The sequence below is a fragment of the Desulforadius tongensis genome, from assembly GCF_016907915.1.
Classification (GTDB): domain Bacteria; phylum Bacillota; class Desulfotomaculia; order Desulfotomaculales; family Desulfohalotomaculaceae; genus Desulforadius; species Desulforadius tongensis.
In genome coordinates, this window is sequence record NZ_JAFBCW010000022.1 from 20,607 (window position 1) to 43,548 (window position 22,942).

The following is a 22,942-nucleotide window of genomic DNA, read 5'->3' on the forward strand; positions in this document are numbered from 1 at the left end:
CAGAAGGGGGCGGAGAGGGTGAAAATTATAGTACCTAAACGGGGTGCTTTTATAATGGTACTGGCACTGGTGGGAGCGGCGCTGGTGGGCATTGGATATGCCGGTATCGGTAAAATGGACAGTGATATACCGGCTGAAACCACTGCAGCTACCGTTACTGAAGTAAAACCGGAGAATGCAGCGCTGGAAAAGCCGCAGAGTGAAGGTTCGGGAAAAGAACAGAAAAAGAATGACGGGTTCTTTATTGAATACCGCTTGGAACGGGAAAGAACCAGGGGTCAGCAGGTGGAGTGGCTGCGGGAAATCATCAACAACCCCAATGCTGAAGCCGATACCAGGAAAAAGGCCCAGGAAAAATTGTACGCTATTACCCAGAACATCGGTAAAGAAATGGAAATGGAAAACCTGATCCGGGCCAAAGGATTTAAGGATGCGGTGGTGCTGCTGCAGGACAAAGGGGCTACGGTGGTGGTGCAGTCAGAAAGTTTAACCACCGAACAGGCGGCCAAAATTGCAGAATTGGTTTCCCGGAATACCGGAATACCGATGAACGGCATAGTTATTATCCCCAAACCTTAACCCTGTTTTAAACAGGGTTAAAATTGTCTATAAATAAAATAGAAGTGGGAATATAAAGCATTATGTATACTTGGAAGTAAACTGTTCCCAATTATTTGCTGTTATAATATAATAGTTGTGCATAGTTGTGCAGCCAAATGGAATATGGCTAATAATTTTTGATAATTCTGCCAAGCAAGCTCAGGTGAGCAGGTTTGCGGTAGCCTGAGTTTTTGTATTCAGATAGGGGGGACTGCTTTGCAACACCACCGCGTAAAAATTACTGACACAACGCTGAGGGACGGACACCAAAGTTTATGGGCCACCAGAATGCGTACAGAGGATATGCTGCCGGTGGCGGAGAAGTTAGACCAAATAGGATACCACTCCCTGGAAGTATGGGGTGGCGCCACCTTTGATGTTTGTCTGCGTTATTTATATGAAGATCCCTGGGAAAGACTGCGGGCCATAAAGAGAGTGGTTAAAAACACTCCTTTACAAATGCTGCTGAGGGGACAGGCTGCAGTGGGTTATACCCATTATCCTGATGATGTGCTGGAAGCGTTTGTGCACAAGTCCGTGGAAAACGGTATCGATATCATTAGAATTTTTGACGCGCTGAACGATGTGCGCAACATGGAAGTGGCCATTAAGGCCACCAAGGCTGCCGGCGGGCATGCCCAGGCCACGGTGAGCTATACGGTAAGCCCGGTGCATACCATTGAGAACTACCTGCAAATTGCGCAGCAGCTGGCTGAAATGGGTGCAGATTCTATCTGCATTAAGGATATGGCTGGTCTGCTGGCGCCCTACAAGGCATATGAGCTGGTTAAACTGTATAAAGAAAAAATCGGTTTACCGGTGCAGCTGCACTGCCACTACATTGGCGGTATGGCGGTGGGGGCTTATCTCAAGGCCATTGAAGCAGGGGTTGATGTAATTGATACGGCATCGGTGCCGCTGGCCTTTGGAGCATCACAGCCCCCGGTGGAAACGGTGGTACGGGCGTTAAAGTCTACACCTTACGATACCGGGTTGTCCCTGCGCGCCCTGTTTGAAGTGGCCGATTACTTTGAAAAGCTGCGTAAAAAAGAAGGAAAGGAACGCGGGGTAACTAGAATTAACGACATGAAGGTGTTCGATCATCAGGTTCCCGGTGGAATGATTACCAACCTGGTCAGCCAGCTGGAAGAACAAAAGGCGCTGCACCGTTTGAACGAGGTGCTGGAAGAAATTCCCCGGGTGCGGGAAGAACTGGGATATCCCCCGCTGGTTACTCCCACCAGTCAGATAGTGGGCACCCAGGCGGTGTTGAATGTTTTAACCGGTCAAAGATATAAGTTGATTCCCGGTGAAGTAAGGGCCTATGTGCAGGGGTTGTACGGTGAACCTCCTGCCCCCATTGATCCGGCCATTTCCCGCAAGGTGTTGGGAGATAAAGAGATGATTACCTGCCGCCCGGCGGATTTGCTGGAACCCAAATTGGATAAACTGAGGGAAGAAATAAAGGATTTGGCAGCTTCGGAAGAAGATGTGCTTTCTTACGCTCTTTTTCCACAAATAGCCAGGAGGTTTTTCCAGGCCCGGGCCCGCGGAGAGCTGGAGGCCAAGGCTAAAGCTGAAGCAGAAAAGGCAAGAAAAAATGCGCAGAAGGATAAAGCAGGCGGAAAACTGCATGGAACCAAGGAGGGTAATAAAGTGAACCTTAACGATTTAAAAGAGTTGATTAAAATTTTAAACGATACCGATATATCGGAAATATCATTGGAAAGCGACGGGGTGAAAGTGTCCATTAAAAAGGGCAGCGGCCGCGCTGAAACTGCTGTGGTAGCTGCACCGGAGATTACCGATGTGCCGGCAGCAGAAGTTAAAGCTGCTGTGAAGCCGAAACCCGAGGCGGCAGTACCGGAAAAGAAAGAAACTGTTGATGATGAAAATGTAGAAACGGTTACAGCGCCCATGGTGGGAACCTTCTACCGGGCCCCGGCGCCCGATGCAGATCCCTTTGTGGAAGTGGGTCAAAAGGTGGAAACCGGTCAAACCCTGTGCATCATTGAAGCGATGAAACTAATGAATGAAATTGAAGCTGAGTTCCCCGGTGAAATAGTGGACATTTTGGTAGAAAACGGCCAGCCCGTTGAATATGGCCAACCGCTGTTTAAAATTAAGAAGTAATGGAGGAAGTATGTTTAAGAAAATATTAATAGCTAACCGGGGAGAAATAGCGCAGAGAATAATTCGTACCTGTCGGGAAATGGGTATCAGAACAGCAATTGTTTATTCTGAAGCTGACCGGGACAGCTTACCGGTTCGCCTGGCCGATGAATCCTACTGTATCGGCCCTGCTTCGTCGGATAAGAGCTACTTAAACATTGCCAATATTATCAGTGTTGCTGAACTTTGCGGGGCGGAAGCCATCCACCCCGGTTACGGTTTTTTGTCTGAGAACGTTAATTTTGCCGATATTTGTGAAAGCTGCGGCATTACCTTTATCGGCCCGTCGATGGAAGCCATAGAGCGGATGGGTAACAAGGCGTTAGCCCGCCAAACAATGATTAAAGCAGGGGTGCCTGTGGTTCCCGGTTCCGAAGGGGTTATTCATGACACCGAAGAGGCAGTTAAAGTGGCCGGGGAAATAGGTTATCCGGTGCTGATAAAAGCCTCCGCCGGCGGTGGCGGGCGGGGTATGCGGGTAGCCCACAACCAGGAAGATTTAGTTAAAGCCATAACCGCTGCCCAGTCTGAAGCTCAAGCTGCCTTTGGAGACAGCGGGGTATATTTGGAAAAATATGTGGAGCAGCCCCGCCATATTGAGTTTCAAATTTTGGCCGACAAGCACGGCAATATAGTTAACCTGGGCGAGAGAGACTGCTCTATTCAGCGGCGCAATCAAAAACTGCTGGAGGAAGCACCGTCAGCTGCCTTAACTCCATCACTGCGCCGGCGGATGGGTGAAGTGGCCATCAAGGCAGCCCAGGCGGTAAATTATTACAACGCCGGTACAGTGGAGTTTTTGCTGGATAAGCATAATAATTTTTACTTTATAGAAATGAATACCAGAATTCAGGTGGAGCACCCGGTAACGGAAATGGTCACCGGTATTGATTTGATAAAAGAGCAAATTCGTATTGCTGCCGGGGAACCCCTCGGTTATAAGCAGAGTGACATCAAAATTCGCGGCTGGGCCATTGAGTGCCGCATTAATGCCGAAGATCCGGCCAAAAACTTTATGCCCGGGCCGGGCACCATTACCACCTACCTGCCCCCCGGGGGGCCCGGTGTAAGGATGGACAGTTTTGTTTACCAGGGTTATAAAGTTCCACCCTTTTACGACTCTATGATTGGCAAGTTAATTGTATGGGCACCAAATCGTGAACAAGCCATCGCCCGTATGGAGCGGGCTTTAAAAGAGCTGGCCATTGAAGGCGTGCCCACCACCGTTCCCTTTCACCTGCGGGTTTTAGGAAATGCCTTTTACCGCCGGGGCGAAGTATATACCAACTTTATACAGCGTCGTATTTTGCCTGAAGAAGAACTTAAGTTGCGGTAATTGGCATTCTTTGGTATACTGAATTAAGTAATTTGATGTTTGATTAACCGGAAGTTTTATTTTTTGGAGGTGCTGTGTGTGGAAAATAAAAAAGACATTTATGTACATGATATGGAAAACAATTTAGGCTCCATTCGCATTGCTGATGATGTGGTGGGCATTATTGCCGGATTGGCTGCCACCGAAGTACCCGGTGTAGCCGGCATGAGCGGCGGGTTGGGCGGGGGCATTGCTGAAATGCTGGGCCGCAAAAACCTGTCCAAGGGTGTAAAGGTTGAAGTGGGTCAAAAAGAGGCGGCTGTGGATCTTTACGTAATTGTAGATTTTGGCGTGCGCATTCCCGAAGTGGCTGCAAACATTCAAAGCAATGTGAAGCAGGCCATTGAAGGTATGACCGGGTTAACTGTGGTTGAAGTGAATATCCACGTGCAGGGTGTTGTATTTCCCAGCGAAGAAAAAGAGGATGAACCTGTTCGGGTACGTTAGGAATGGTTTCCCCTGCCGCCTTGCGGCACCACCAGGGGATAAAAAGCAGCGGCTCAGAACCGCAGCGTTATTTCGAAGATAAAAAACAGGAAAAAAGAAGTGGGTAACGTTTCCCACTTCTATCTTGTTTTGTGGGGAGGTGTGCCTGTGGGTATTTTCGACCGGGGCCTACTGGCGGTATATTCTCTTACCGTTACCGTATTATTGTTGATATCGGTACTTGTCCTGGGTGGTTGGTGGATAGAGCCTTTGGATATAATATTAAAGGCTCCCAGTGATCCTGAAAACAGCACCATATTGTGGACAATCATAGCTGCACTGGTGCTGGCCGGGCTGTGGTTGTTTTATGCCAGTTTACGCCGCGGCAGGGAGCAGCGGGCGGTGGTACAGGAATATTCCCTGGGTCAGGTGCGCATTACAATGCCGGCCATGGAAGAACTGGTAAAAAAAGCGGCTTTTAAAGTGGAAGGAGTACGGGAAATAAAACCCCGGATAATTACCAGCGCCGGTGGTATTAGCGTGGTTATTAAAGCTGCCGTTGCCCCGGATATCAACATCCCGGAAGTTTCCAAGCATATCCAGCACCAGGTTAAGGAATATCTTTTAGAAATAACAGGAATATCGGTGCATAATGTCAAAATAATGGTAGAAAGTATTTCTACCAAGGGATCCCGGGTGGAATAAATGCGAAGGGGTGTCTGTATTGGGGTATAAACGGTTTGTACAGGAAATACTGGAATATCACCGGGGCAAAGCGCTGGGCGTTATACTGGGTTTGTTTTTCGGTTGGTTTGCCATCACTTACGGCTTATTTAAAGCCCTTTTTGTAACCCTTTGTATTGCGGTGGGATTTTTTATTGGTAAAAGACTGGATGAAAGTAATAATATCAGGCATGTTTTTGACAGGTTGTTTCGAGACCGGTAAAAGTGGGGACAGGGTGCCGCGCATCCTGTGCGGCACCGGCAGACCGGGCGCTTAGCTTGACCGGCGAAGGAATTTTAGCGAACGTTACAAAAGCCGCCGGCTTAGAACCGCAGCATTTTTCAGGTAGCTACTGTGAAATTGCATCAGGAGGTAATAAATTGAGCAGGAGACAGGCCAGGGAAATGGCCCTACAGGTACTTTATGCAGTTGAAATGGGCAAAACGGAAGCGGGCCAGGCATTTGAACATATAAGAGAATCCTTTGGCACCTCTGCCAAAGCGGAAAAATTCAGCCGGGAGTTAGTTGAAGGTACACTGCAGCACATTGAGGTACTGGATGAAGTAATTAAAAAGCTGTCCAAACGTTGGGACATTAACCGTTTAGCCACCGTTGACCGCAATATAATACGTTTGGCCCTTTATGAAATATTGTACCGTGATGACATTCCCCCGGTGGTTTCGATAAACGAGGCGGTGGAGCTGGCCAAGGTATTTGGCGGTGGAGAAGAGTCAGGAAGATTTGTAAACGGCATCTTGGGACAAATGGTTAAACACCCGGAAAAATACAAACCGGAACAATCAAGCTGATTGCTACATACCTTATACTAGTAAATACATAGCCTGCCTTTCCTTATAGCCAGGAGCAAAGCCCAAAGTGCGAGGTTTTAAAATGCATGTTTTATCGGTTGCCGATTTAACCCGGCACATTAAAAATAAATTAGATAGTGATTATTTATTAGCCAACCTGTGGGTAAAGGGTGAAATATCCAACTACAAACAGCATAGTTCCGGTCATGTTTACTTTACCCTGAAGGATGACCACAGCTGTGTCAGGGCAGTGATGTTTCGTTCCCGGGTCAGCCGGCTGTTGTTCAAACCGGACAACGGCATGGCCGTGACGGTGCGTGGGTATATATCGGTATATGAGCCCGGTGGATGCTACCAGCTTTATGTAGAAGAAATGGAGCCGGAGGGTGTTGGTGCCCTCCATATGGCCTTTGAACAATTAAAGAAAAAGTTACAGCAGGAAGGGTTATTTGACAGGGCCAATAAAAAGCCGCTGCCCAAGTTTCCAAACTGTATTGCCATAGTAACCTCACCAACCGGGGCGGCTGTTCGGGACATGATTAAAATAATAACCAGGCGCTGGCCGCTGGCCCGGCTGGTATTGGTACCCGTGCTGGTACAGGGTGAAAACGCCCCCCGGGATATCCGGCGGGGTATAGAACAGGTTAACCGGTGGGGAAGGGCTGATGTTATTATTGTTGGCAGGGGCGGCGGTTCGCTGGAGGAACTGTGGGCCTTTAACAGTGAAACGGTGGCCAGGGCGGTGGCAGATTCCAAGCTGCCGGTGATTTCCGCTGTTGGCCACGAAACAGATGTTACCATTGCCGATTATGCGGCCGATGCCCGGGCGGCCACACCGTCCAACGCTGCCGAAATGGTGGTGCCGGATCAACAGGAAGTGAAGCGTTACTTAAATATATTGTTGGCCAGAGCCCACCGGGCTTTATCCCAGCGTGTAAAACAGCACCGGCTGACATTATGGCGTTTACAAAACAGTAAGGCATTAAAGAGCCCCCGGCGGGCAATAGTAGATACCCGTTACCAGCATGTGGATGTGCTGCAGAGAGAAATGATAAAAAATATTCGTTTGCTGGTGGCTGAAAAGAGGAACCGTTTGGGCGAACTGTCCGGAGCTTTGCAAAGTTTGAGCCCGCTGGCCACGCTGGCCAGGGGTTATAGTTTGTGCACCGGTAAAAACGGAGAATTAATTAAAAATGCCTGGGAAGTGGACATAGGCAGTGATATAGAGGTAACACTGCATAAGGGTAAACTATTGTGTACAGTGAATGACCGGGAATAAATGCTCTTAGAACCGGATCACCGAGAAAGGGATGGTACTGATGGCCAGGATTCTTGATGGGAAAACAATTGCTGCTCAAATTAAAGAAGAAATAAAGGCGGAAGTTAAAAAATGGCAGGCCAAGGGAATAAACCCCTGTTTGGGGGTATTACTGGTGGGAGAGGATGCGGCTTCCGCTGCTTATGCCAAGTTTTTGGAAAAGGTAGCCGCAGGTGTGGGGGCAAAGTTTCACCTGGAACAGCTTAAAAAAGATGCAGCGGAGGACAGTGTTTTGGCGGTAATAGACGAATTAAATCACAACAGGGATATTCATGGTATACTATTGCTGCTGCCGCTGCCCAAGCATATCGACAAGCAGCGGGTAATGGATGCCATTCTGCCGGCCAAAGATGTAGACGGGGTGCATCCGGTGAACCGGGGTTACATACTGAGCGGCGGCCAGTGCATATACCCCGCCACCCCCCTGTCCTGCCTGGAAATACTGAAGCGTTCGCATATCAGCATGGACGGTAAACATGCCGTGGTGGTAGGCCGGGGAGAAACGGTGGGTAAACCGCTGTTATACATGGCGGTGGCCGAAAATGCCACCGTTACAGTCTGCCATTCCCGCACGACAGACCTTTCCCATCACACCCGGCAGGCAGATATTCTTTTCACTGCGGTGGGCAAACCGGGTTTGATAACCAAAGATATGGTAAAACCCGGGGCGGTGGTGGTGGATGCCGGTATCTCCGAAGTTGACGGCAAAATTTACGGTGATGTGGATTTTGAAGGGGTAAAAGAAGTGGCCGGGGCCATTACCCCTGTACCGGGCGGCGTGGGCAGTTTAACCACCGCCATGATGCTGAAAAACCTGCTCAAAGGTATAGCCATACAGGATGCTTTAGTAGAATTGAAAGTTAATTAAAGAGGATGTTCGAAAAAACATGCCTTTAAAGAAGGGGTTCAGCCGATGAACGATGTATTTAAACAAAGTGTGGACGATTTTTTGGCAGCAGCATCCACTGACAGCCCCACTCCCGGTGGCGGCAGTGTGGCTGCTTTGACCGGAGCCCTGGGGGCGGCGCTGGTACAGATGGTGGGCAACCTGACGGTGGGAAAAGAAAAATACCGCCACGTGGAACAAGAAATGAAGCAGCTTGTTAACAGGGGCTCAGAACTGATGGAAAAACTTAAAGAACTGGCCAGAGAAGATATGGCCCACTTCGATACCTTTATGGAAGTGCTGAGCCTGCCCAAAAATACACCGGAAGAACAGGCGGAAAGGGCGGAACGCATTCAGCAGGCTTTAAAAGGGGCTACCGAAACCCCGCTGGCCATAGCGGCGGCCGGGGTGGAAGTGCTGGCACTGGCCCGCCGGGTGGCCGATGTGGGCACTGAAAATGCCGTGAGCGATGCAGCGGTGGCCGCCCACCTGGCAGAGGCGGCGGTACAGGCAGCACTGGTTACCGCTGACTGCAATATACCGCGCATAAAAGATCAAACCTTTGTGGATAGGGCCGGTAGGGAAAAACAACGGCTTGGGGCGGAAGCACTGCAGTTGAAAAATAAAACAGTGGAACTTGTGCGCTCGCGGATGGGTTAGGAGGACATGCAGGTGCAGCTAAAAGAGATGAATTTTGAAGATGCGCTGTTCCGGCTGGAGGAAGTGGTTAAAAAGCTGGAAGACGGTCAGCTGCCGCTGGAACAGGCGCTGGAACTGTTTGCTGAAGGTATTGAACTGGCTAACGTGTGTAATAAAAAGCTGGAAGCTGCGGAACAGCGGATCAATACCCTGGTAACTAACCAATGCGGGGAACCAGTACTGGAAGAAGCTCCGGGGTATGGGGGAGGGCAGTTTTAAAGTGGACTTTTTACAGCAGTTAAAAGAACGGGCTAAAATGGTGGAAGACGCCTTTGAACAGTATATACCCCGGGAGTCTGCCTATCCTTCCGCTATACACCGGGCCATGCGGTACAGCCTGCTGGCCGGTGGCAAGAGATTAAGACCGGCGCTGGTACTTGGTGCCGCCGAAGCGGTGGGCTGCGATCCCCGGCGGGTAATGCCCACTGCCTGTGCCTTGGAATTAATTCACACTTATTCGCTGATCCACGATGATTTGCCGGCAATGGATAACGATGAACTGCGCCGGGGGAAACCAACCAACCACGTGGTTTTTGGTGAAGCCATGGCTATTCTGGCCGGTGATGCATTGTTAACCATGGCATTCCAATTAATGGCTGAAAACAGCAGGACTGCTCCGGCAGAGGCAGTGGTGCAGGTAATACGGGAAGTGGCCAGGTTATCCGGTTCCCAGGGATTGATAGGCGGCCAGGTGATGGATACCGTATCGGCAGATAACGAAGTGGACAGTGAAACTTTGGAATATATTCACCGGCATAAAACCGGGGCGCTGTTCCGGGCTGCGGTGCGTTCCGGTGCCATACTGGGAGGTGCCGGCGAAAAACAGCTGCGGGCACTGACAGGCTATGCGGAAAACCTGGGCCTGGCCTTTCAGATAGTGGATGATATTTTGGATGTGGAGGGTGACACTGCAAAAATCGGTAAACCGGTGGGCAGCGATGAAAAGAACAAAAAAGCCACCTACCCGGCACTGTTCGGTATTGAAGCAGCACGGCAAAAGGCCCGGCAGGCGGCAGACAATGCCATTAAAGCATTAAGTATTTTTGGGCCGGAAGTGGAATTTTTGCGCGCTGCCGTGCATTTTATAATTAATAGGGATCATTAAGTACGGATAAAGCCATAAAACGAACTGCGGAGTATTGCGGGAAAGATTAAAGAATCTACTGTAAAACTTATGACGGTACAAAACCAATCCGAAGTTTAGCGGTCAAACATCGACTTTGATAGTATAAGTTAATTATGCTATAATCTTTACGCAGGAAAAAAACCGTGGATAAGTGATGCAGTATCCTAGTCAGAACTGCCTTTTCGAAAGCGGGCCTAAAAATCCGCAACGGGCACATCGATGAAGTTCCTGGTGCTTGCTTTCGACGCCCAGTCGGGGGCGGTGCTGGGAGTTAAGGTGATAGGGCAGCCACAAGGGCATGTGGGAACTGACCCTGCACCGTGGAGGCCCAAGGCGTGGTTGGTAAAATCACCCTTGGGAAAACCTGCACGTGGGGAAAGCTGCGTGCAGCGTAGCCTGCCTTGAGTGGTAACGGTGGATTCCATGAAGGGGCTTTGCTCAGTCTGGGCCCATTCTGGGTAAAGTCCGGATGAAACCCTTACTGCAAAAGAGGCTAGAAAAGGTTTGTTCTGTTGAGGAAAACTCCTAGGCTGTCTGGTGTTAAACCAGGGCTTGCCGGGGATTTCAGTGCGGACTAAGTGGTAATCTAGCCCCGGAACCGGTGACGGCCGGAAAAGGCCTTAAAGGGAAACCGCCAGTCTGGCGACAGCTGGTGGCCTTTTGGGAAAACCTGCTAGACCTAAGCCGCAACGTTTACCCGGTAAGTTATCACTTACACATTCGGTTACATAAATTAGTTGCATGGGCTGCTAAAAAGCAGCCCATATGCGTATTTCCGGATGGGGTGGTAATGATTGGGCCATAATAAATCCAGTGTATCCGGCTCATATATACTATTAGTTGGAATAGGTTCATTTTCGCTGGCCGTAATTTTTGCCATTATTTCCGAGCTGTTTGTTCGTAAATTAGATAATATAGCGTTATCTTTTATCATTTTGTTGGTAATTATATTTATAGGTATAATTTCCGACACTTTGGGAACGGCTGTAACGGCAGCCCAGGAAACCCCTTTTCATGCCATGGCGGCAAAGCGCGTTATGGGTGCCCAGCAGGGCGTATACTTAATACGCAATGCCGACCGGGTGGCAAATATAGCCAATGATGTAATAGGAGATATTGCCGGAACGGTTTCCGGTGCCTTGGGCATATCAATTGTGGCCCGCTTAATAATGCTCAATCCCGGCTGGGATGCATTTATTCTCAATATCCTCATAACTTCATCCGTAGCCTCAATAACGGTGTCCGGGAAGGCTTTGGGCAAAAAATTTGCTTTGAGCCGTCCAAACAACATTATTTTTTTTGTCGGTAAGAACATGGCGCGGTTGGAGAAACTTTTGGGACAAGATCCCTTTCGCAAAAACCGTCGCTCCAAAGGATAGCGGCAAAAGGTGGTATAAAGGTTTTGAATTTACTGGACAGCATTTATTCACCGCAGGATGTTAAGGCATTAAGCAGCAGGCAGCTGCAAATACTGGCCGGTGAGCTCCGGGAGGAGATAATAAAAACCGTTTCTAAAAATGGCGGGCACCTGGCTCCCAATTTGGGGGTGGTGGAGCTGACGCTGGCCATCCACAGGGTTTTTGATACCAGTAAAGATAAAATAATCTTTGATGTCGGTCACCAGTGCTACGTGCATAAACTGCTTACCGGGCGCCGGAAAGAGTTTCACACCCTGCGCCAGTATGGAGGCCTGTCAGGGTTTCCCCGCTGTGCCGAAAGCATTCACGATGCCTTCGGCACCGGTCACAGCAGTACATCAATTTCCGCTGCTTTAGGTATGGCGGTGGCCCGGGATCTGCGCCGTGAGAATTACTCTGTGGTGGCGTTAATCGGTGACGGTGCCATGACCGGCGGGATGGCCTTTGAGGCCCTTAATCATGCCGGCCACCTGGGGAAGGATTTAATTGTTATTTTAAACGACAATGAAATGAGCATTGGAGAAAATGTGGGGGGGTTGTCCAAATACCTCACCCGTATTCGTACCGATCCAATGTATTCCCGGGGTAAAGACGAAATTGAAAACCTGCTTAAAAAGCTGCCCATCGGCAAGCAGGTATTAAAGGTGGCCGAACGATTAAAAGACAGCTTAAAATACCTGGTGGTACCGGGAATGTTATTTGAAGAACTGGGCTTTACTTACTTGGGACCAATAGACGGCCATAATATAGAAGAAGTTACCAGCATACTAAAGCAGGCCAGGGCGATGAAAGGACCGGTGCTGGTTCATGTCATAACCAGAAAGGGCAAAGGATATAAACCGGCGGAAGAAAATCCCGATAAATTTCACGGTGTTGGTCCCTTTGACATTGTGTCCGGGGAAGTAAACAAAAAGAACGGCGCGCCAACCTATACATCGGTATTCAGTGATACGCTGGTTAACCTGGCCGGGCAGGATGAAAGAATACTGGCCATTACTGCAGCCATGGCCGGCGGTACCGGCCTGTCACAGTTTGCCGAACGTTACCCGGAACGCTTTTTTGACGTGGGCATTGCGGAACAGCATGCTGTAACGCTGGCGGCCGGTATGGCCAGCAGTGGATACAAACCGGTGGTGGCCATATATTCAACATTTATGCAGCGGGCCTACGATCAGGTGCTGCATGATGTGTGTCTGCAAAACCTGCCGGTGGTATTTGCCATTGATCGTGCCGGTATTGTCGGTGATGACGGTGCCACTCACCAGGGTGTATTTGACATAACTTTTATGCGTTCCATACCCAACCTCACTGTGATGGTACCCAAGGATGAAAACGAGCTGCAGCACATGTTAAAAACGGCTTTAGAGCACCCGGGACCGTGTGCAGTGCGCTACCCCAGGGGTTCCGGTGTAGGCTGTTCCATGGATGAAACCCCGCTGGCACTGCCCATGGGAAAGGCCGAGGTGCTGCGCCGGGGCAGTGATATAACCCTGGTAGCTGTGGGCAACATGGTACCGGTGATTGAAGAAGCGGCCCGGGAACTGGCCAAGCTGGGTGTACAAGCCACTGTAATCAATGCCCGGTTTGTAAAGCCGCTGGATGAAGAATGTATTGCCCACTATGCCGGCAGAACCGGGCGGGTTATCACGGTGGAGGAACATGTTCTGGCCGGCGGGTTCGGCAGCGCGGTTTTAGAAATGCTGGAATCCAGGGGCCTGAGCGGCGTTAAAGTAACCAGATTTGGAATTGGTGACGAGTTTGTAGAACACGGTCACCCGTCAATAATGCAGGAACAATACGGGCTGACGGCAGGCAGTATTTTAAAGCAAGCCCTGTACATGGTGGGGAAAAGACCCAGGCTGCAGGCGGCCCAGGAATAATACTTACCATTACTGGAGGTACCCATGTCCGGTAAACAGAGATTAGATAAGCTGCTGGTATCCCTTGGTAAATTCGAAAGCCGGGAAAAAGCCCGCTCCGCAGTGATGGCGGGCTTGGTTTTTGTTAACGGGCAGCGTGTAGACAAGCCGGGATACCAGGTAAACGGTGAGGCAAAAATTGATATTAGAGGAAAACTGCTGCCCTATGTGAGCAGGGGCGGTTTGAAACTGGAAAAGGCTATTAAATCCTTTAACATCGATCTTACCGGTAAAGTGGTAATGGATATTGGAGCATCCACCGGGGGCTTTACCGACTGTGCCCTGCAAAACGGGGCTGAAAAGGTGTACTCCGTTGATGTGGGATACGGGCAGCTGGCCTGGTCCTTACGTCAAGATCCCCGGGTGGTGGTGCTGGAGCGCACCAATATCCGCTATCTTACCGCGGATAAATTAGAAGAATTACCCAATTTTGTTACAATTGATGTATCCTTCATATCATTATCTAAAGTGTTTCCCAAGTTAACGGAGTTAACCACTGCTGATGCCAGCGGGGTGGCGCTGATTAAACCGCAGTTTGAAGCCGGAAGGGAAAGAGTGGGCAAGAAAGGTGTGGTTCGTGACCCGGCGGTACACCAGGATGTTATTAACAATGTATTGAAAGTGGTACGGCAGCTGGGTTTCCAGGTACTGGGCCTGGATTATTCTCCGGTGAGGGGGCCGGAGGGGAACATTGAATACCTGCTTCATTTTACCAGGGATAATTCTTCCGGTGGTTTAAACGATAAAATGATAGATAATAATTATGTAAGCGCGGTGGTTAAAACCGCAAATGCGGAGCTGTGATTATGAAGCCTGCAGATCTTTTAATTTTGGGCATTGTTTTCGGTGCCCTTTTAGTTTACTATTTAATCAAGTTAGTGCATGCTTATAAATTAAGGCGGCAGTCAATAAAATCCCGGCGGGCGGAACAAAAGGCCCAAAAATACCTGCAGCAGCAGGGATATACCATTGTGGCGGTTCAAAAAAGGGTACCTATATATACGAAAATTGACGGCCGCAGTTATAAAAATCACGTTAAAGCAGACTTTATAGTCAAAAAAGGCGGCTTTAAATATGTGGTGGAGGTTAAAACCGGAAAACAGGTAGCAAAACCCACCGGCGCCGGTATCAGGCGGCAGCTGCTGGAGTATTATCTAATATACCGTACCGATGGGGTACTGCTGCTGGATATGGAAAATAAAAATATACATACAGTTGAATTTAAGTTAATCCTGCCCTCCCGGGCAAAAACCTGGGTCACCCACGCTATGGCCATGGCCACCGGGGTGTTATTGGCATTACTTTTAGTTAAGGGAGGACTAATTTTTTGAAAACCATCGGTCTGGTGCTAAACAAACAAAAATATCAAGTGGCGCCGGTGGTTGAAAAAATATATCACTGGCTGAAAAATAGAAATATAAACGTGTTGTTGAGTGACGAGTGTGCTGAAACTTTAGGGCAGCCTGAGAAGGGCCACCCGCTGGCCAGTTTGGCCCGGCAGTCGGACTGCATGCTGGTATGGGGTGGGGACGGGACAATACTTAACTGTGCCCGGGTGGCCGCGCCGCTGGGAACACCCCTTTACGGGGTTAATGCCGGCCGGTTGGGTTTTTTAACGGAAGTAGACATTCCTGATATTCTGCCCGGTTTAGAACGACTGCTGGCCGGTAAGTACACCGTTGAAGAACGGATGATGATTGAAGCCCGGGTATACCGGCAGGGGCAGGTGGTGGAAACATCCTGGGGTTTAAACGATGCAGTTATTTCTAAAAATGCATTTGCCCGAATGATTTGGCTTAGAATATATGCCAATAAAGAACTGGTAAACAGCTACCCAGCTGACGGGGTTATCATAGCCAGCCCCACCGGTTCAACTGCCTACTCGCTGTCTGCCGGGGGGCCGCTGGTGGGACCCAATATTGATTTAATGGTAGTTACTCCCATTTGTCCCCACACTTTGTCGGCGAGACCGCTGGTTATATCCCCGGACAACGTGGTTACAGTGGTCACAGAAACCTCCCGGGGTGAAATTATGCTTACCCTGGACGGTCAGTACGGTTATCCTTTGGAACCTAATGACGAGGTACAGGTGCGCCGGGCACCGTATAAAGCCCGATTTATCAGAACACAGCAAAGAAGTTTTTACAGTGTGCTAAGGGAAAAGCTGGAGGAGTGGAACAGTTCAAATGTTTAGACAGCAGAGAAGTGCTGTGGCAATGGCCCATCAATTTATCGCTTCTAATCTGCCTGTGGACGGCACAGCTATAGATGCCACGGCGGGCAACGGCAATGATACTGTTTTTCTAGCTCAGCATTTAAAAAAGGGGAGGGTATTTGCTTTTGATATTCAAAAGCAGGCCCTGGATAATACGGCAGACCTGTTGAAACAGCAGGGGATTATGGATAGAGTAAAGTTAATTCATGACGGCCATCAAAATATAGATAACTATGTACAAGAGCCGGTGGATGCGGTGATGTTCAACCTGGGTTACCTGCCCGGGGGAGATCACTGTATCATTACGAAACCGGACAGTACAGTAGAGGCATTACAAAAGGCTGTCCGGCTGCTGAAGGTGGGAGGAAAAATAAGTCTGGTGGTTTACACCGGTCATGAAGGTGGTCTGGAAGAATTTAATGCCGTTGAAGCAGCAATAAAAGAGCTGGATTCCCGTAATTATTGGGTGGTTGGAGTAAGGTTTGTTAACCGCCCGGCCGCTGCCCCGGTATCATTTTTTATAGAAAGGGTGGGTTAGAGATGACTAAAGCCAGGCGTCAGTTAAAGATACAAGAAATAGTGCGGGATCAGCCCATTGAAACCCAGGAAGAGCTGGTTAACGCCCTTAGAAAAGCCGGTTTTGACGTCACCCAGGCCACTGTTTCCCGGGATATTAAAGAACTGGGACTGATAAAAATACCCGGGGAGAATAACGTGTCCAGATATGCCATGCCCAACCAGCCAATAGTTCGTCACAATGATGAGCGCTTAAAACGGTTATTTAAAACATCTGTACTGGAAATGGATTACAGTGAAAACCTGATAGTGATAAAAACTATGCCCGGTGAAGCCATGGGAGTTGCCTCAGCCATTGACAACTCCAATTGGCCGGAAATAATTGGAACCATCGGGGGAGATGACAACATCCTGGTGATTGTTAAACCCAAAAAAGCTGCACCCACCGTGATTAACAGGTTTAATAACTTGTTCAAGGAGTGATACTTTGCTGCACTCACTTTATATTAAAAATTTTGCCCTGATAGATGATATCACAGTGGAGTTTGAACCGGGCTTCAACGTGTTAACCGGTGAAACCGGTGCCGGTAAATCTATTTTGCTGGATGCACTGCAGGTGGCACTGGGCGGGCGGGCCTCGGCGGAATATATCCGGGCCGGTAAAGATAAAGCGGTGGTACAGGCGGCATTTCAAACGGAACATATTGATTTAAAAGCCCGGCTTGAATCGCTGGGCCTTGAACCGTCAGAGGACGGTTTGCTGATACTTTCCCGGGAAATCAGCCGCAGCGGGCGCAACTGGTGCCGGGTTAACGGCCAGGTGGTGACACTGGCCATGTACCGCCAAGCGGGGGCGGGGCTGGTGGATTTACACAGCCAACACCAGCAGCAGTCGCTGTTGGACCCGGAGCGGCACCTGGATCTGCTGGATAGTTTTGGCGGCCGGCAGATAACCAGCCGCAAGGAGCAGGTGGCAGAGTATTATCACCGGTGGCAGCAGCTGGAAAATCGCCTGCGGCAGCTGCAAAACAACGCCAGGGATATAGCCCGGCAAATTGACATGCTGCAGTTTCAGGCCCAGGAAATTGAAAAGGCCAATCTGGCACCCGGTGAAGATAACCAGTTAATGGATGAAAGAAATGTACTGGCCAATGCAGAAAAAATTTCCCTGCTGGGAAACACGGTGCGCCGGAACCTGTACAGCGGTGGTGGGCAGTACAGTGTTTCGGCGGTGGAATTAATTGGTGAAGCGGTTAATTCCCTACGGGAATTAACCCAGTACGACAAAAAAATGGCCCAGATGCTGCAGTCGTTGGAAGAAGCGCTGTACACTGTGGAAGACGTGGCCCGGGAGATATCCGGCTATTTGGATAACGTGGAATATGACCCCCAGCGGTTGGATTACATAGAAAAACGTCTGGACGAAATAAACCGGTTAAAGAAAAAATATGGGGAATCAGTGGCGGAAATTTTATCCTACCACAAAAATATTCTTAATCAACTGGATGAACTGTCCGGCAGCGAAGAACAGTTGGATGAACTAAAGCAGCAGAGGGAAAAATATTACCGGCTGTGGAAGCAGGAAGCCGAGGCACTTTCAAACCTGCGCCGGGAGATGGCAGAGAAGATGCAGCAAAAGGTCACTAAAGAATTGGCCGCGCTGGAAATGGGTAAAGTGCGGTTTAAAGTGGGTTTTCAACCTCTGGATAAGCCCACTCCTAAAGGAATGGATGAAGTACAATTTTTAATTGCCACTAACCCCGGTGAACCTTTAAAACCGCTGCATAAAATTGCCTCCGGCGGTGAATTGTCCCGGTTTATGCTGGCGGTAAAGTGTTTATTGGCCGGAGCGGACAAAGTTCCCACATTGATATTTGACGAAGTGGATACCGGGATAGGCGGGCGGGCACTGCGTTCGGTAGGGGAAAAGATGGCCCAAATCGGACAAAAACACCAGGTTATTACGGTGACCCATGCTCCCCAGGTGGCCTGCTTTGCCCGGAACCATTACTTAATTAAAAAAGAAGTGCTTGAAAACAGAACCTATACCAGCATTAAAAAGTTAGATTACCGGGGAAGAGTTAATGAACTAACCAGAATGCTGGGCGGCGGGGATTCATCAAATGCAGTGTTGGAACATGCCGAAGAACTGTTGAAATCAGTGTACTAAGTAAAAATTTTTTATATCGGAATAAGGCGCGGTAATACGCGCTTTTTTTATTTGTTTTTTTTTTTTTTTGCGGAAATAAAACAAAAATTACAAAATCGCCGGAGTGATGATAAAAACTGAATTTGGAAAATGACGGCACATTTAGGTATAATAATTGCTTTTTAAGAAGGTTACCTTAATATTACGCTCATTCTTTTAAAATTATTAAGTATTATGGCACTTTAAAATAAAGGGGGGGTTTAATAAGTTGGACCGGGATAAAAAAATAAAACTTTTATCACTGATCTTTATATTGGCACTGGCATTATTGTGCCTTAATACCCAGGTGATGCATTTATGCACACTGCCAATGCAGAAGAAAATTATGGTTGGGGAGGCCTTGGATTTAGGTTTTGAAAGAACAAATGAATTTTTGCGTGCTTTGCAGGTGGACATTGAAGCGGAAAAGGCCGACTGTGTTGAAGGTTTAACTTTAAACAACAGTACATTCACGCTGGCCGGTGCAGCACCGGTTGCTACAACGCCGGGAAAAATTAATATGTACTTGAAACTGTTTGGAATTATACCCTTACGTAATGTGACAGTGGATGTGGTTCCCGAAGTAAAAGTTTTACCCGGTGGGCAGTCAATAGGCGTAATGCTGCATTCCCAGGGAGTTATTGTTGTCGGTTTAGCAGCTGTAGAAAACAGCCGGGGCAAAAGTTATAACCCGGCCAGGGAAGCGGGGATTAAAGTGGGGGATATACTTTTAAAAATCAATGACCAATCCATTGAAACCGAAAACCAAGTAAGGGATATGGTAACTAAAGCCGGTCATAAAGGCGAAGCGGTGATATTAGAAATTAAAAGACAAAATAAAAAGTTTACCGTCAAAGTAAAGCCGGCTTATTGTAAAGAGACCAAAGATTACCGCCTGGGATTATTAATAAGAGACAGTGCTGCCGGGGTGGGTACATTGACATTTTATGACCAGGTATCATCTATATACGGGGCCCTTGGTCATGTAATAACTGACAGCGACACCGGCCAGAAGATTGATTTATCCAACGGTAGAATTTTTGAAGCATCAATACAAGATATTCACCCCGGAAAGACGGGACAGCCGGGGGAAAAGATAGGATTATTAGAAAACGACAGTAAATTATGTGGTAACATCAAAAAGAACACACCCTATGGAATATTTGGAGAATTATCTTATCCCATTACTAACCCTTATTTTAAAAATCCCATACCGGTGGCATTACCCAGCCAAATAAAAGAGGGACCGGCAGAAATTATTACCGTTTTACATGGAAATAGAATGGAAAGATTTAAAATTAAAATTGAAAAAGTAACCCGCCAATCTCGCCCGGATGGTAAGGGAATGATAATAAAAATTACCGATCCTAAATTGCTGCAAAAAACCGGGGGAATAATCCAGGGTATGTCGGGAAGTCCCATTATTCAATATACGGAAAACGGGAATCCGGTACTGGTTGGGGCGGTAACCCATGTTTTCATCAATGATCCCACCCGTGGATATGCAGTACTGGCAGAATGGATGTTAGAAGAAACTAAAACCCTTTTAAAAGAAACCGGTAAGAATTTATCGAATTTACATGCCGCATAAAATTAAAAAGGAGTGTAATTTTTAATTAGAGGTTTTTTAAAATAATTGATATTTTTTTACAATTCAAAAAAGGACTTTGCCCCCCGGTTGTCGAATGTCTAAGCACATAAATAAAAATACAATAATTGGTAAAAAGAGGTAAAAATTAGGAGGCGGGGGTAAATATTATGGCTATTAAAGTGCTGATTGCAGATGACAACCGGGAATTTTGTGAATTGCTTAAAGAATTTGTTAATTCTCAGGAAGATCTAGCGTTGGCAGGTATAGCTTCCAATGGCATTGAAGCGTTAGAACTTATCGAACAGCAAAAGCCTGATGTGGTTGTGTTAGATATTATAATGCCCCATTTAGATGGTATCGGCGTGTTGGAAAAAATATCATCCGGTACTACGGCGGTGAAACCAAAAGTAATAATGTTAACTGCTTTCGGGCAGGAAAGCGTTACCCAGCGGGCCGTTGAACTGGGTGCAGATTACTATATTTTAAAACCCTTTGACTTTTCCGTACTGGCCCAAAGAATCAGACAGCTGGCCCAAGGCGTAGAGGTATCGGGGTATATTGTACCATCTAAAACAAAAAATTTAAATGTGGCTGTTACCAATATCATCCACGAGATGGGGGTACCGGCCCACATTAAAGGTTATCACTACCTACGGGATGCCATTTTAATGGTAATAGAAGAAATAAGTTTGCTGGGTGCGGTGACAAAGGAGCTTTATCCCATGATTGCCCAAAAATACAATACCACCCCCAGCAGAGTAGAACGGGCCATAAGACATGCCATAGAATTGGCCTGGGATAGGGGTAACATTGAAATGATGACTAAATTCTTTGGCTACACCATCAATTTAGAACGGGGTAAGCCCACCAACAGTGAATTTATTGCCATGGTGGCAGATAAATTGCGGATTGAAAGTAAGGCTGGGTAAAAAATAAAGGCACCGCTTATTAAAAAATAAGCGGTGTTTCTATTGATATAAATCTAACAGCAGCCCGGTAATTTTATCCAAAGAGGCCATGATGTCGATGTTTTCTTTTTGATCTTCCAGCAGTTCTTGAGTGAATTTTTCCACTTCTTGATCAATTATTTCTATCCTGGTATATAAAGTGCTGTAATCCAGGCTGTGAGTTTTTCTTATTTTATAAAAATTTTTTAATACATAAGATAAATACTCGGTAATTAGCTGCCTATACTCGATTATATTAGCTTCCGTTACCTGTTGTTTTAACTTACTGCCCGCTTTTTTAATTTTTTTCAGCATCTGTCTTAACTGCTCTTTACTGTGATCCCTTTGATTCATGTCTAAGTAGCTGAAGAAAGATTTTTCTCCCTTGGATTGAATTTTATTTTTATCGGGCCAAAATGTCTGCTTATTAATACTGGATATTTTCATGGCATACCTCCACCCTATGAACCGGTGCTGCCAAAACCGCCTTTACCTCTTTCTGTTTCCGTTAGCTCTTCGCATTCCACCAGTTCAATGTCCGGAATTTGATGTACCACCGCCTGGGCAATTCTGTCCCCGGGCTGAAAGGTAACCGGGTGCTGGCCGGAATTATACAGTAATACAGCCACTTCGCCCCGGTAATCGGAATCAATAACCCCCACGGCGTTGCTTAAAGTAATGCCGTGTTTTTTGGCGTTGCCGCTGCGGGTATAAATCAGCATTACGTAACCGGGGGGAAGTTCAAAGGCCAACCCGGTTCTTATGGTGCGGTGTTCTCCTGGATTGATGGTGAACCCTTCAATACTGTGCAGGTCAAAGCCGGCACTTCCGGCAGTGGCCCGCTGGGGAATTTTAGCTTTGCTGTGCAGCTTCTTTACTTTAACCAGGCTGTTTTTAAAAACAAAAAAGCTGCAGCGTCTAAAGGGGTATAAGGCTTCATCCCTGAAGATTTTTACTTCCTGTATTTCACACTTATAATCACCGCGGATGATCTCAACTCCGTACTTACACCGATCACAAGTTTGTCTCAACCTTTTAACACTCCTTAAAACAACAAATGCTATGTAATTGTTTTCTTTCGACGATATGGTTGATTTTCCTCTTACGAATAAAATGATTGCCAATTATTTCTATGATTTTTTTCATTAAATTAATTGACAGTGAAATAACTTAAAAGTATAATGGGATACGTTGAATATAATAGACATCAAGGGGGAATCAAAATGAGAAATAAACTGTTAATTAATAGGTTTCGCAAGCAGGGCTTAACCTGGGTGGTGCTGCCCGTCGTGATTGCTGCCGGTTGGATTTATCCACCGGCCGGGTTTGTGTTGTTTGTATGTATGATCGGTGCGGTGGGTCTGTCCTTTTTCCGCGGGAGGGCATGGTGCGATTGGATGTGCCCCCGGGGCAGTTTTTTTGATATCTTTTTCCTGCGTGTGAATAAAAGCAAACCCGTTCCCAGTTGGCTTCGTTCCAACAAACTGCGGGCATTTATGCTGGCTGTTATTTTTACCGTGCTGGGAACACAGTTCTACCTGGCCTGGGGAGATCTGCACGGCATGGGATTGGCCATGGTGAGATTACTTACAGTTACTACCATTGTAGGAATTGTTCTGGCCGTTTTTGTACATCCCAGGGCTTGGTGCCACATCTGCCCCATGGGTACACTGGCCAGTTGGTTTGGGAAAGGAAAAGAACCTCTTTACATCAGCGAAAATTGCACCGACTGTGGTTTGTGCTCCAAGGCCTGCCCCATGGGACTAACTCCCAACCGGGATAAGGAAACAGGCCGGTTAATGGATGCGGATTGCATCAAGTGTGCCAGCTGCACGGCGGTGTGCCCGAAAAGAGCTTTGAATTTTGATACCGGTAGAAAAACTGCTTAAAACAGCTGCCCCGGCATTGCCGAGGCGGCTTTTTATGTGTGCCCGGCATGGGCAATGTCTATAGGGTGAAAGTCCCGAACGTTGAAGGTAGCAGTAAACGTTAGCTTAAGGCAAGGGTGTCCGC

25 protein-coding genes are annotated in these 22,942 nt (G+C 47.7%); 23 read left to right on the forward strand and 2 right to left on the reverse strand.

The features are described from left to right. The first annotated feature begins 18 nt into the window (after positions 1 to 18). The 22 genes from JOC37_RS09280 to spo0A all read left to right on the forward strand — a co-directional run bounded on the left by JOC37_RS09280 (position 19) and on the right by spo0A (position 20,911). Positions 19 to 579 carry a SpoIIIAH-like family protein gene (locus JOC37_RS09280; RefSeq protein WP_338017369.1) on the forward strand — a complete coding sequence of 187 codons (561 nt, stop codon included), beginning with the start codon at positions 19 to 21 and terminating at the stop codon, positions 577 to 579. A gap of 237 nt (positions 580 to 816) precedes the next feature. Then, complete coding sequence (gene accB, locus JOC37_RS09285) at positions 817 to 2,733, forward strand: acetyl-CoA carboxylase biotin carboxyl carrier protein (RefSeq protein WP_204618273.1); 1,917 nt, start codon at positions 817 to 819, stop codon at positions 2,731 to 2,733. A gap of 10 nt (positions 2,734 to 2,743) precedes the next feature. After that, on the forward strand, positions 2,744 to 4,108 hold the full coding sequence (gene accC, locus JOC37_RS09290) for an acetyl-CoA carboxylase biotin carboxylase subunit (protein ID WP_204618275.1): 1,365 nt from the start codon (positions 2,744 to 2,746) through the stop codon (positions 4,106 to 4,108). Between the two features lie 111 nt (positions 4,109 to 4,219). After that, a complete protein-coding gene (locus JOC37_RS09295; protein WP_204618314.1) occupies positions 4,220 to 4,594 on the forward strand; it encodes an Asp23/Gls24 family envelope stress response protein in 375 nt (124 codons plus the stop codon). Between the two features lie 147 nt (positions 4,595 to 4,741). Next, the gene (gene amaP / locus JOC37_RS09300) at positions 4,742 to 5,278 is read left to right on the forward strand and encodes an alkaline shock response membrane anchor protein AmaP (RefSeq protein ID WP_204618277.1); all 537 of its coding nucleotides are present in this window, start codon (positions 4,742 to 4,744) and stop codon (positions 5,276 to 5,278) included. A gap of 19 nt (positions 5,279 to 5,297) precedes the next feature. Continuing rightward, positions 5,298 to 5,519, forward strand: a complete 222-nt coding sequence (locus tag JOC37_RS09305; RefSeq protein WP_204618279.1) for a DUF2273 domain-containing protein — start codon at positions 5,298 to 5,300, stop codon at positions 5,517 to 5,519. 158 nt (positions 5,520 to 5,677) lie between these two features. Further along, entirely contained in the window at positions 5,678 to 6,106 is a 429-nt protein-coding gene (nusB, locus tag JOC37_RS09310; RefSeq protein WP_204618281.1) for a transcription antitermination factor NusB, read from the forward strand. Positions 6,107 to 6,188: 82 nt separating this feature from the next. Further along, positions 6,189 to 7,385, forward strand: coding sequence for an exodeoxyribonuclease VII large subunit (xseA, locus tag JOC37_RS09315; RefSeq protein ID WP_204618283.1), 1,197 nt, complete (start codon positions 6,189 to 6,191; stop codon positions 7,383 to 7,385). 40 nt (positions 7,386 to 7,425) lie between these two features. After that, positions 7,426 to 8,292, forward strand: coding sequence for a bifunctional 5,10-methylenetetrahydrofolate dehydrogenase/5,10-methenyltetrahydrofolate cyclohydrolase (locus tag JOC37_RS09320; RefSeq protein WP_204618284.1), 867 nt, complete (start codon positions 7,426 to 7,428; stop codon positions 8,290 to 8,292). Between the two features lie 45 nt (positions 8,293 to 8,337). After that, positions 8,338 to 8,970 carry a cyclodeaminase/cyclohydrolase family protein gene (locus JOC37_RS09325; RefSeq protein WP_204618286.1) on the forward strand — a complete coding sequence of 211 codons (633 nt, stop codon included), beginning with the start codon at positions 8,338 to 8,340 and terminating at the stop codon, positions 8,968 to 8,970. Between the two features lie 12 nt (positions 8,971 to 8,982). Continuing rightward, positions 8,983 to 9,228: an exodeoxyribonuclease VII small subunit gene (xseB, locus tag JOC37_RS09330; protein WP_204618287.1), complete on the forward strand. Its 246-nt coding sequence runs from the start codon at positions 8,983 to 8,985 to the stop codon at positions 9,226 to 9,228. Position 9,229: 1 nt separating this feature from the next. Continuing rightward, positions 9,230 to 10,114, forward strand: coding sequence for a farnesyl diphosphate synthase (locus JOC37_RS09335; protein ID WP_204618289.1), 885 nt, complete (start codon positions 9,230 to 9,232; stop codon positions 10,112 to 10,114). 815 nt (positions 10,115 to 10,929) lie between these two features. Beyond that, positions 10,930 to 11,514, forward strand: coding sequence for a hypothetical protein (locus JOC37_RS09340; protein WP_204618291.1), 585 nt, complete (start codon positions 10,930 to 10,932; stop codon positions 11,512 to 11,514). A gap of 23 nt (positions 11,515 to 11,537) precedes the next feature. Next, positions 11,538 to 13,433: a 1-deoxy-D-xylulose-5-phosphate synthase gene (gene dxs, locus JOC37_RS09345; protein WP_207754971.1), complete on the forward strand. Its 1,896-nt coding sequence runs from the start codon at positions 11,538 to 11,540 to the stop codon at positions 13,431 to 13,433. Positions 13,434 to 13,457: 24 nt separating this feature from the next. Further along, positions 13,458 to 14,276 (forward strand): TlyA family RNA methyltransferase, encoded by an 819-nt coding sequence (locus JOC37_RS09350; protein WP_204618292.1) that lies wholly within the window; start codon positions 13,458 to 13,460, stop codon positions 14,274 to 14,276. Positions 14,277 to 14,278: 2 nt separating this feature from the next. Next, positions 14,279 to 14,803, forward strand: a complete 525-nt coding sequence (locus JOC37_RS09355; protein ID WP_204618294.1) for a hypothetical protein — start codon at positions 14,279 to 14,281, stop codon at positions 14,801 to 14,803. Beyond that, a complete protein-coding gene (locus tag JOC37_RS09360) occupies positions 14,800 to 15,666 on the forward strand; it encodes an NAD(+)/NADH kinase (protein WP_204618296.1) in 867 nt (288 codons plus the stop codon). The genes JOC37_RS09355 and JOC37_RS09360 overlap by 4 nt, the downstream gene beginning before the upstream one ends. Further along, positions 15,659 to 16,225, forward strand: a complete 567-nt coding sequence (mnmM, locus tag JOC37_RS09365) for a tRNA 5-(aminomethyl)-2-thiouridylate-methyltransferase MnmM (RefSeq protein ID WP_238480848.1) — start codon at positions 15,659 to 15,661, stop codon at positions 16,223 to 16,225. The genes JOC37_RS09360 and mnmM overlap by 8 nt, the downstream gene beginning before the upstream one ends. A gap of 2 nt (positions 16,226 to 16,227) precedes the next feature. Beyond that, on the forward strand, positions 16,228 to 16,686 hold the full coding sequence (gene argR, locus JOC37_RS09370; protein WP_204618297.1) for an arginine repressor: 459 nt from the start codon (positions 16,228 to 16,230) through the stop codon (positions 16,684 to 16,686). A gap of 4 nt (positions 16,687 to 16,690) precedes the next feature. After that, positions 16,691 to 18,373 carry a DNA repair protein RecN gene (recN, locus tag JOC37_RS09375; protein ID WP_204618299.1) on the forward strand — a complete coding sequence of 561 codons (1,683 nt, stop codon included), beginning with the start codon at positions 16,691 to 16,693 and terminating at the stop codon, positions 18,371 to 18,373. Between the two features lie 247 nt (positions 18,374 to 18,620). Further along, entirely contained in the window at positions 18,621 to 19,982 is a 1,362-nt protein-coding gene (gene spoIVB, locus JOC37_RS09380) for a SpoIVB peptidase (protein WP_204618301.1), read from the forward strand. 167 nt (positions 19,983 to 20,149) lie between these two features. Beyond that, positions 20,150 to 20,911, forward strand: coding sequence for a sporulation transcription factor Spo0A (gene spo0A, locus JOC37_RS09385; RefSeq protein ID WP_204618303.1), 762 nt, complete (start codon positions 20,150 to 20,152; stop codon positions 20,909 to 20,911). Positions 20,912 to 20,950: 39 nt separating this feature from the next. On the opposite strand, the gene JOC37_RS09390 is transcribed toward spo0A, so the two are convergent. Both JOC37_RS09390 and dut read right to left on the reverse strand, forming a co-directional pair. Next, positions 20,951 to 21,376 carry a YaaR family protein gene (locus tag JOC37_RS09390; RefSeq protein WP_204618305.1) on the reverse strand — a complete coding sequence of 142 codons (426 nt, stop codon included), beginning with the start codon at positions 21,374 to 21,376 and terminating at the stop codon, positions 20,951 to 20,953. Positions 21,377 to 21,390: 14 nt separating this feature from the next. After that, the gene (dut, locus tag JOC37_RS09395; RefSeq protein WP_204618307.1) at positions 21,391 to 21,960 is read right to left on the reverse strand and encodes a dUTP diphosphatase; all 570 of its coding nucleotides are present in this window, start codon (positions 21,958 to 21,960) and stop codon (positions 21,391 to 21,393) included. A gap of 192 nt (positions 21,961 to 22,152) precedes the next feature. On the opposite strand from dut, the gene JOC37_RS09400 reads away from it, so the two are divergent. Continuing rightward, entirely contained in the window at positions 22,153 to 22,818 is a 666-nt protein-coding gene (locus JOC37_RS09400) for a 4Fe-4S binding protein (RefSeq protein ID WP_204618308.1), read from the forward strand. The last annotated feature ends 124 nt before the right edge of the window (positions 22,819 to 22,942 follow it).

Coding starts and splice junctions, on each gene's coding strand:
- mnmM (WP_238480848.1), top strand. CDS start 15,659: ATGTTTAGACAGCAGAGAAGTGCTGTGGCAATGGCCCATCAATTTATC.
- JOC37_RS09400 (WP_204618308.1), top strand. CDS start 22,153: ATGAGAAATAAACTGTTAATTAATAGGTTTCGCAAGCAGGGCTTAACC.
- JOC37_RS09390 (WP_204618305.1), bottom strand. CDS start 21,376: ATGAAAATATCCAGTATTAATAAGCAGACATTTTGGCCCGATAAAAAT.
- accC (WP_204618275.1), top strand. CDS start 2,744: ATGTTTAAGAAAATATTAATAGCTAACCGGGGAGAAATAGCGCAGAGA.
- JOC37_RS09295 (WP_204618314.1), top strand. CDS start 4,220: ATGGAAAACAATTTAGGCTCCATTCGCATTGCTGATGATGTGGTGGGC.
- JOC37_RS09325 (WP_204618286.1), top strand. CDS start 8,338: ATGAACGATGTATTTAAACAAAGTGTGGACGATTTTTTGGCAGCAGCA.
- JOC37_RS09355 (WP_204618294.1), top strand. CDS start 14,279: ATGAAGCCTGCAGATCTTTTAATTTTGGGCATTGTTTTCGGTGCCCTT.
- JOC37_RS09320 (WP_204618284.1), top strand. CDS start 7,426: ATGGCCAGGATTCTTGATGGGAAAACAATTGCTGCTCAAATTAAAGAA.
- JOC37_RS09350 (WP_204618292.1), top strand. CDS start 13,458: ATGTCCGGTAAACAGAGATTAGATAAGCTGCTGGTATCCCTTGGTAAA.
- argR (WP_204618297.1), top strand. CDS start 16,228: ATGACTAAAGCCAGGCGTCAGTTAAAGATACAAGAAATAGTGCGGGAT.
- spo0A (WP_204618303.1), top strand. CDS start 20,150: ATGGCTATTAAAGTGCTGATTGCAGATGACAACCGGGAATTTTGTGAA.
- xseA (WP_204618283.1), top strand. CDS start 6,189: ATGCATGTTTTATCGGTTGCCGATTTAACCCGGCACATTAAAAATAAA.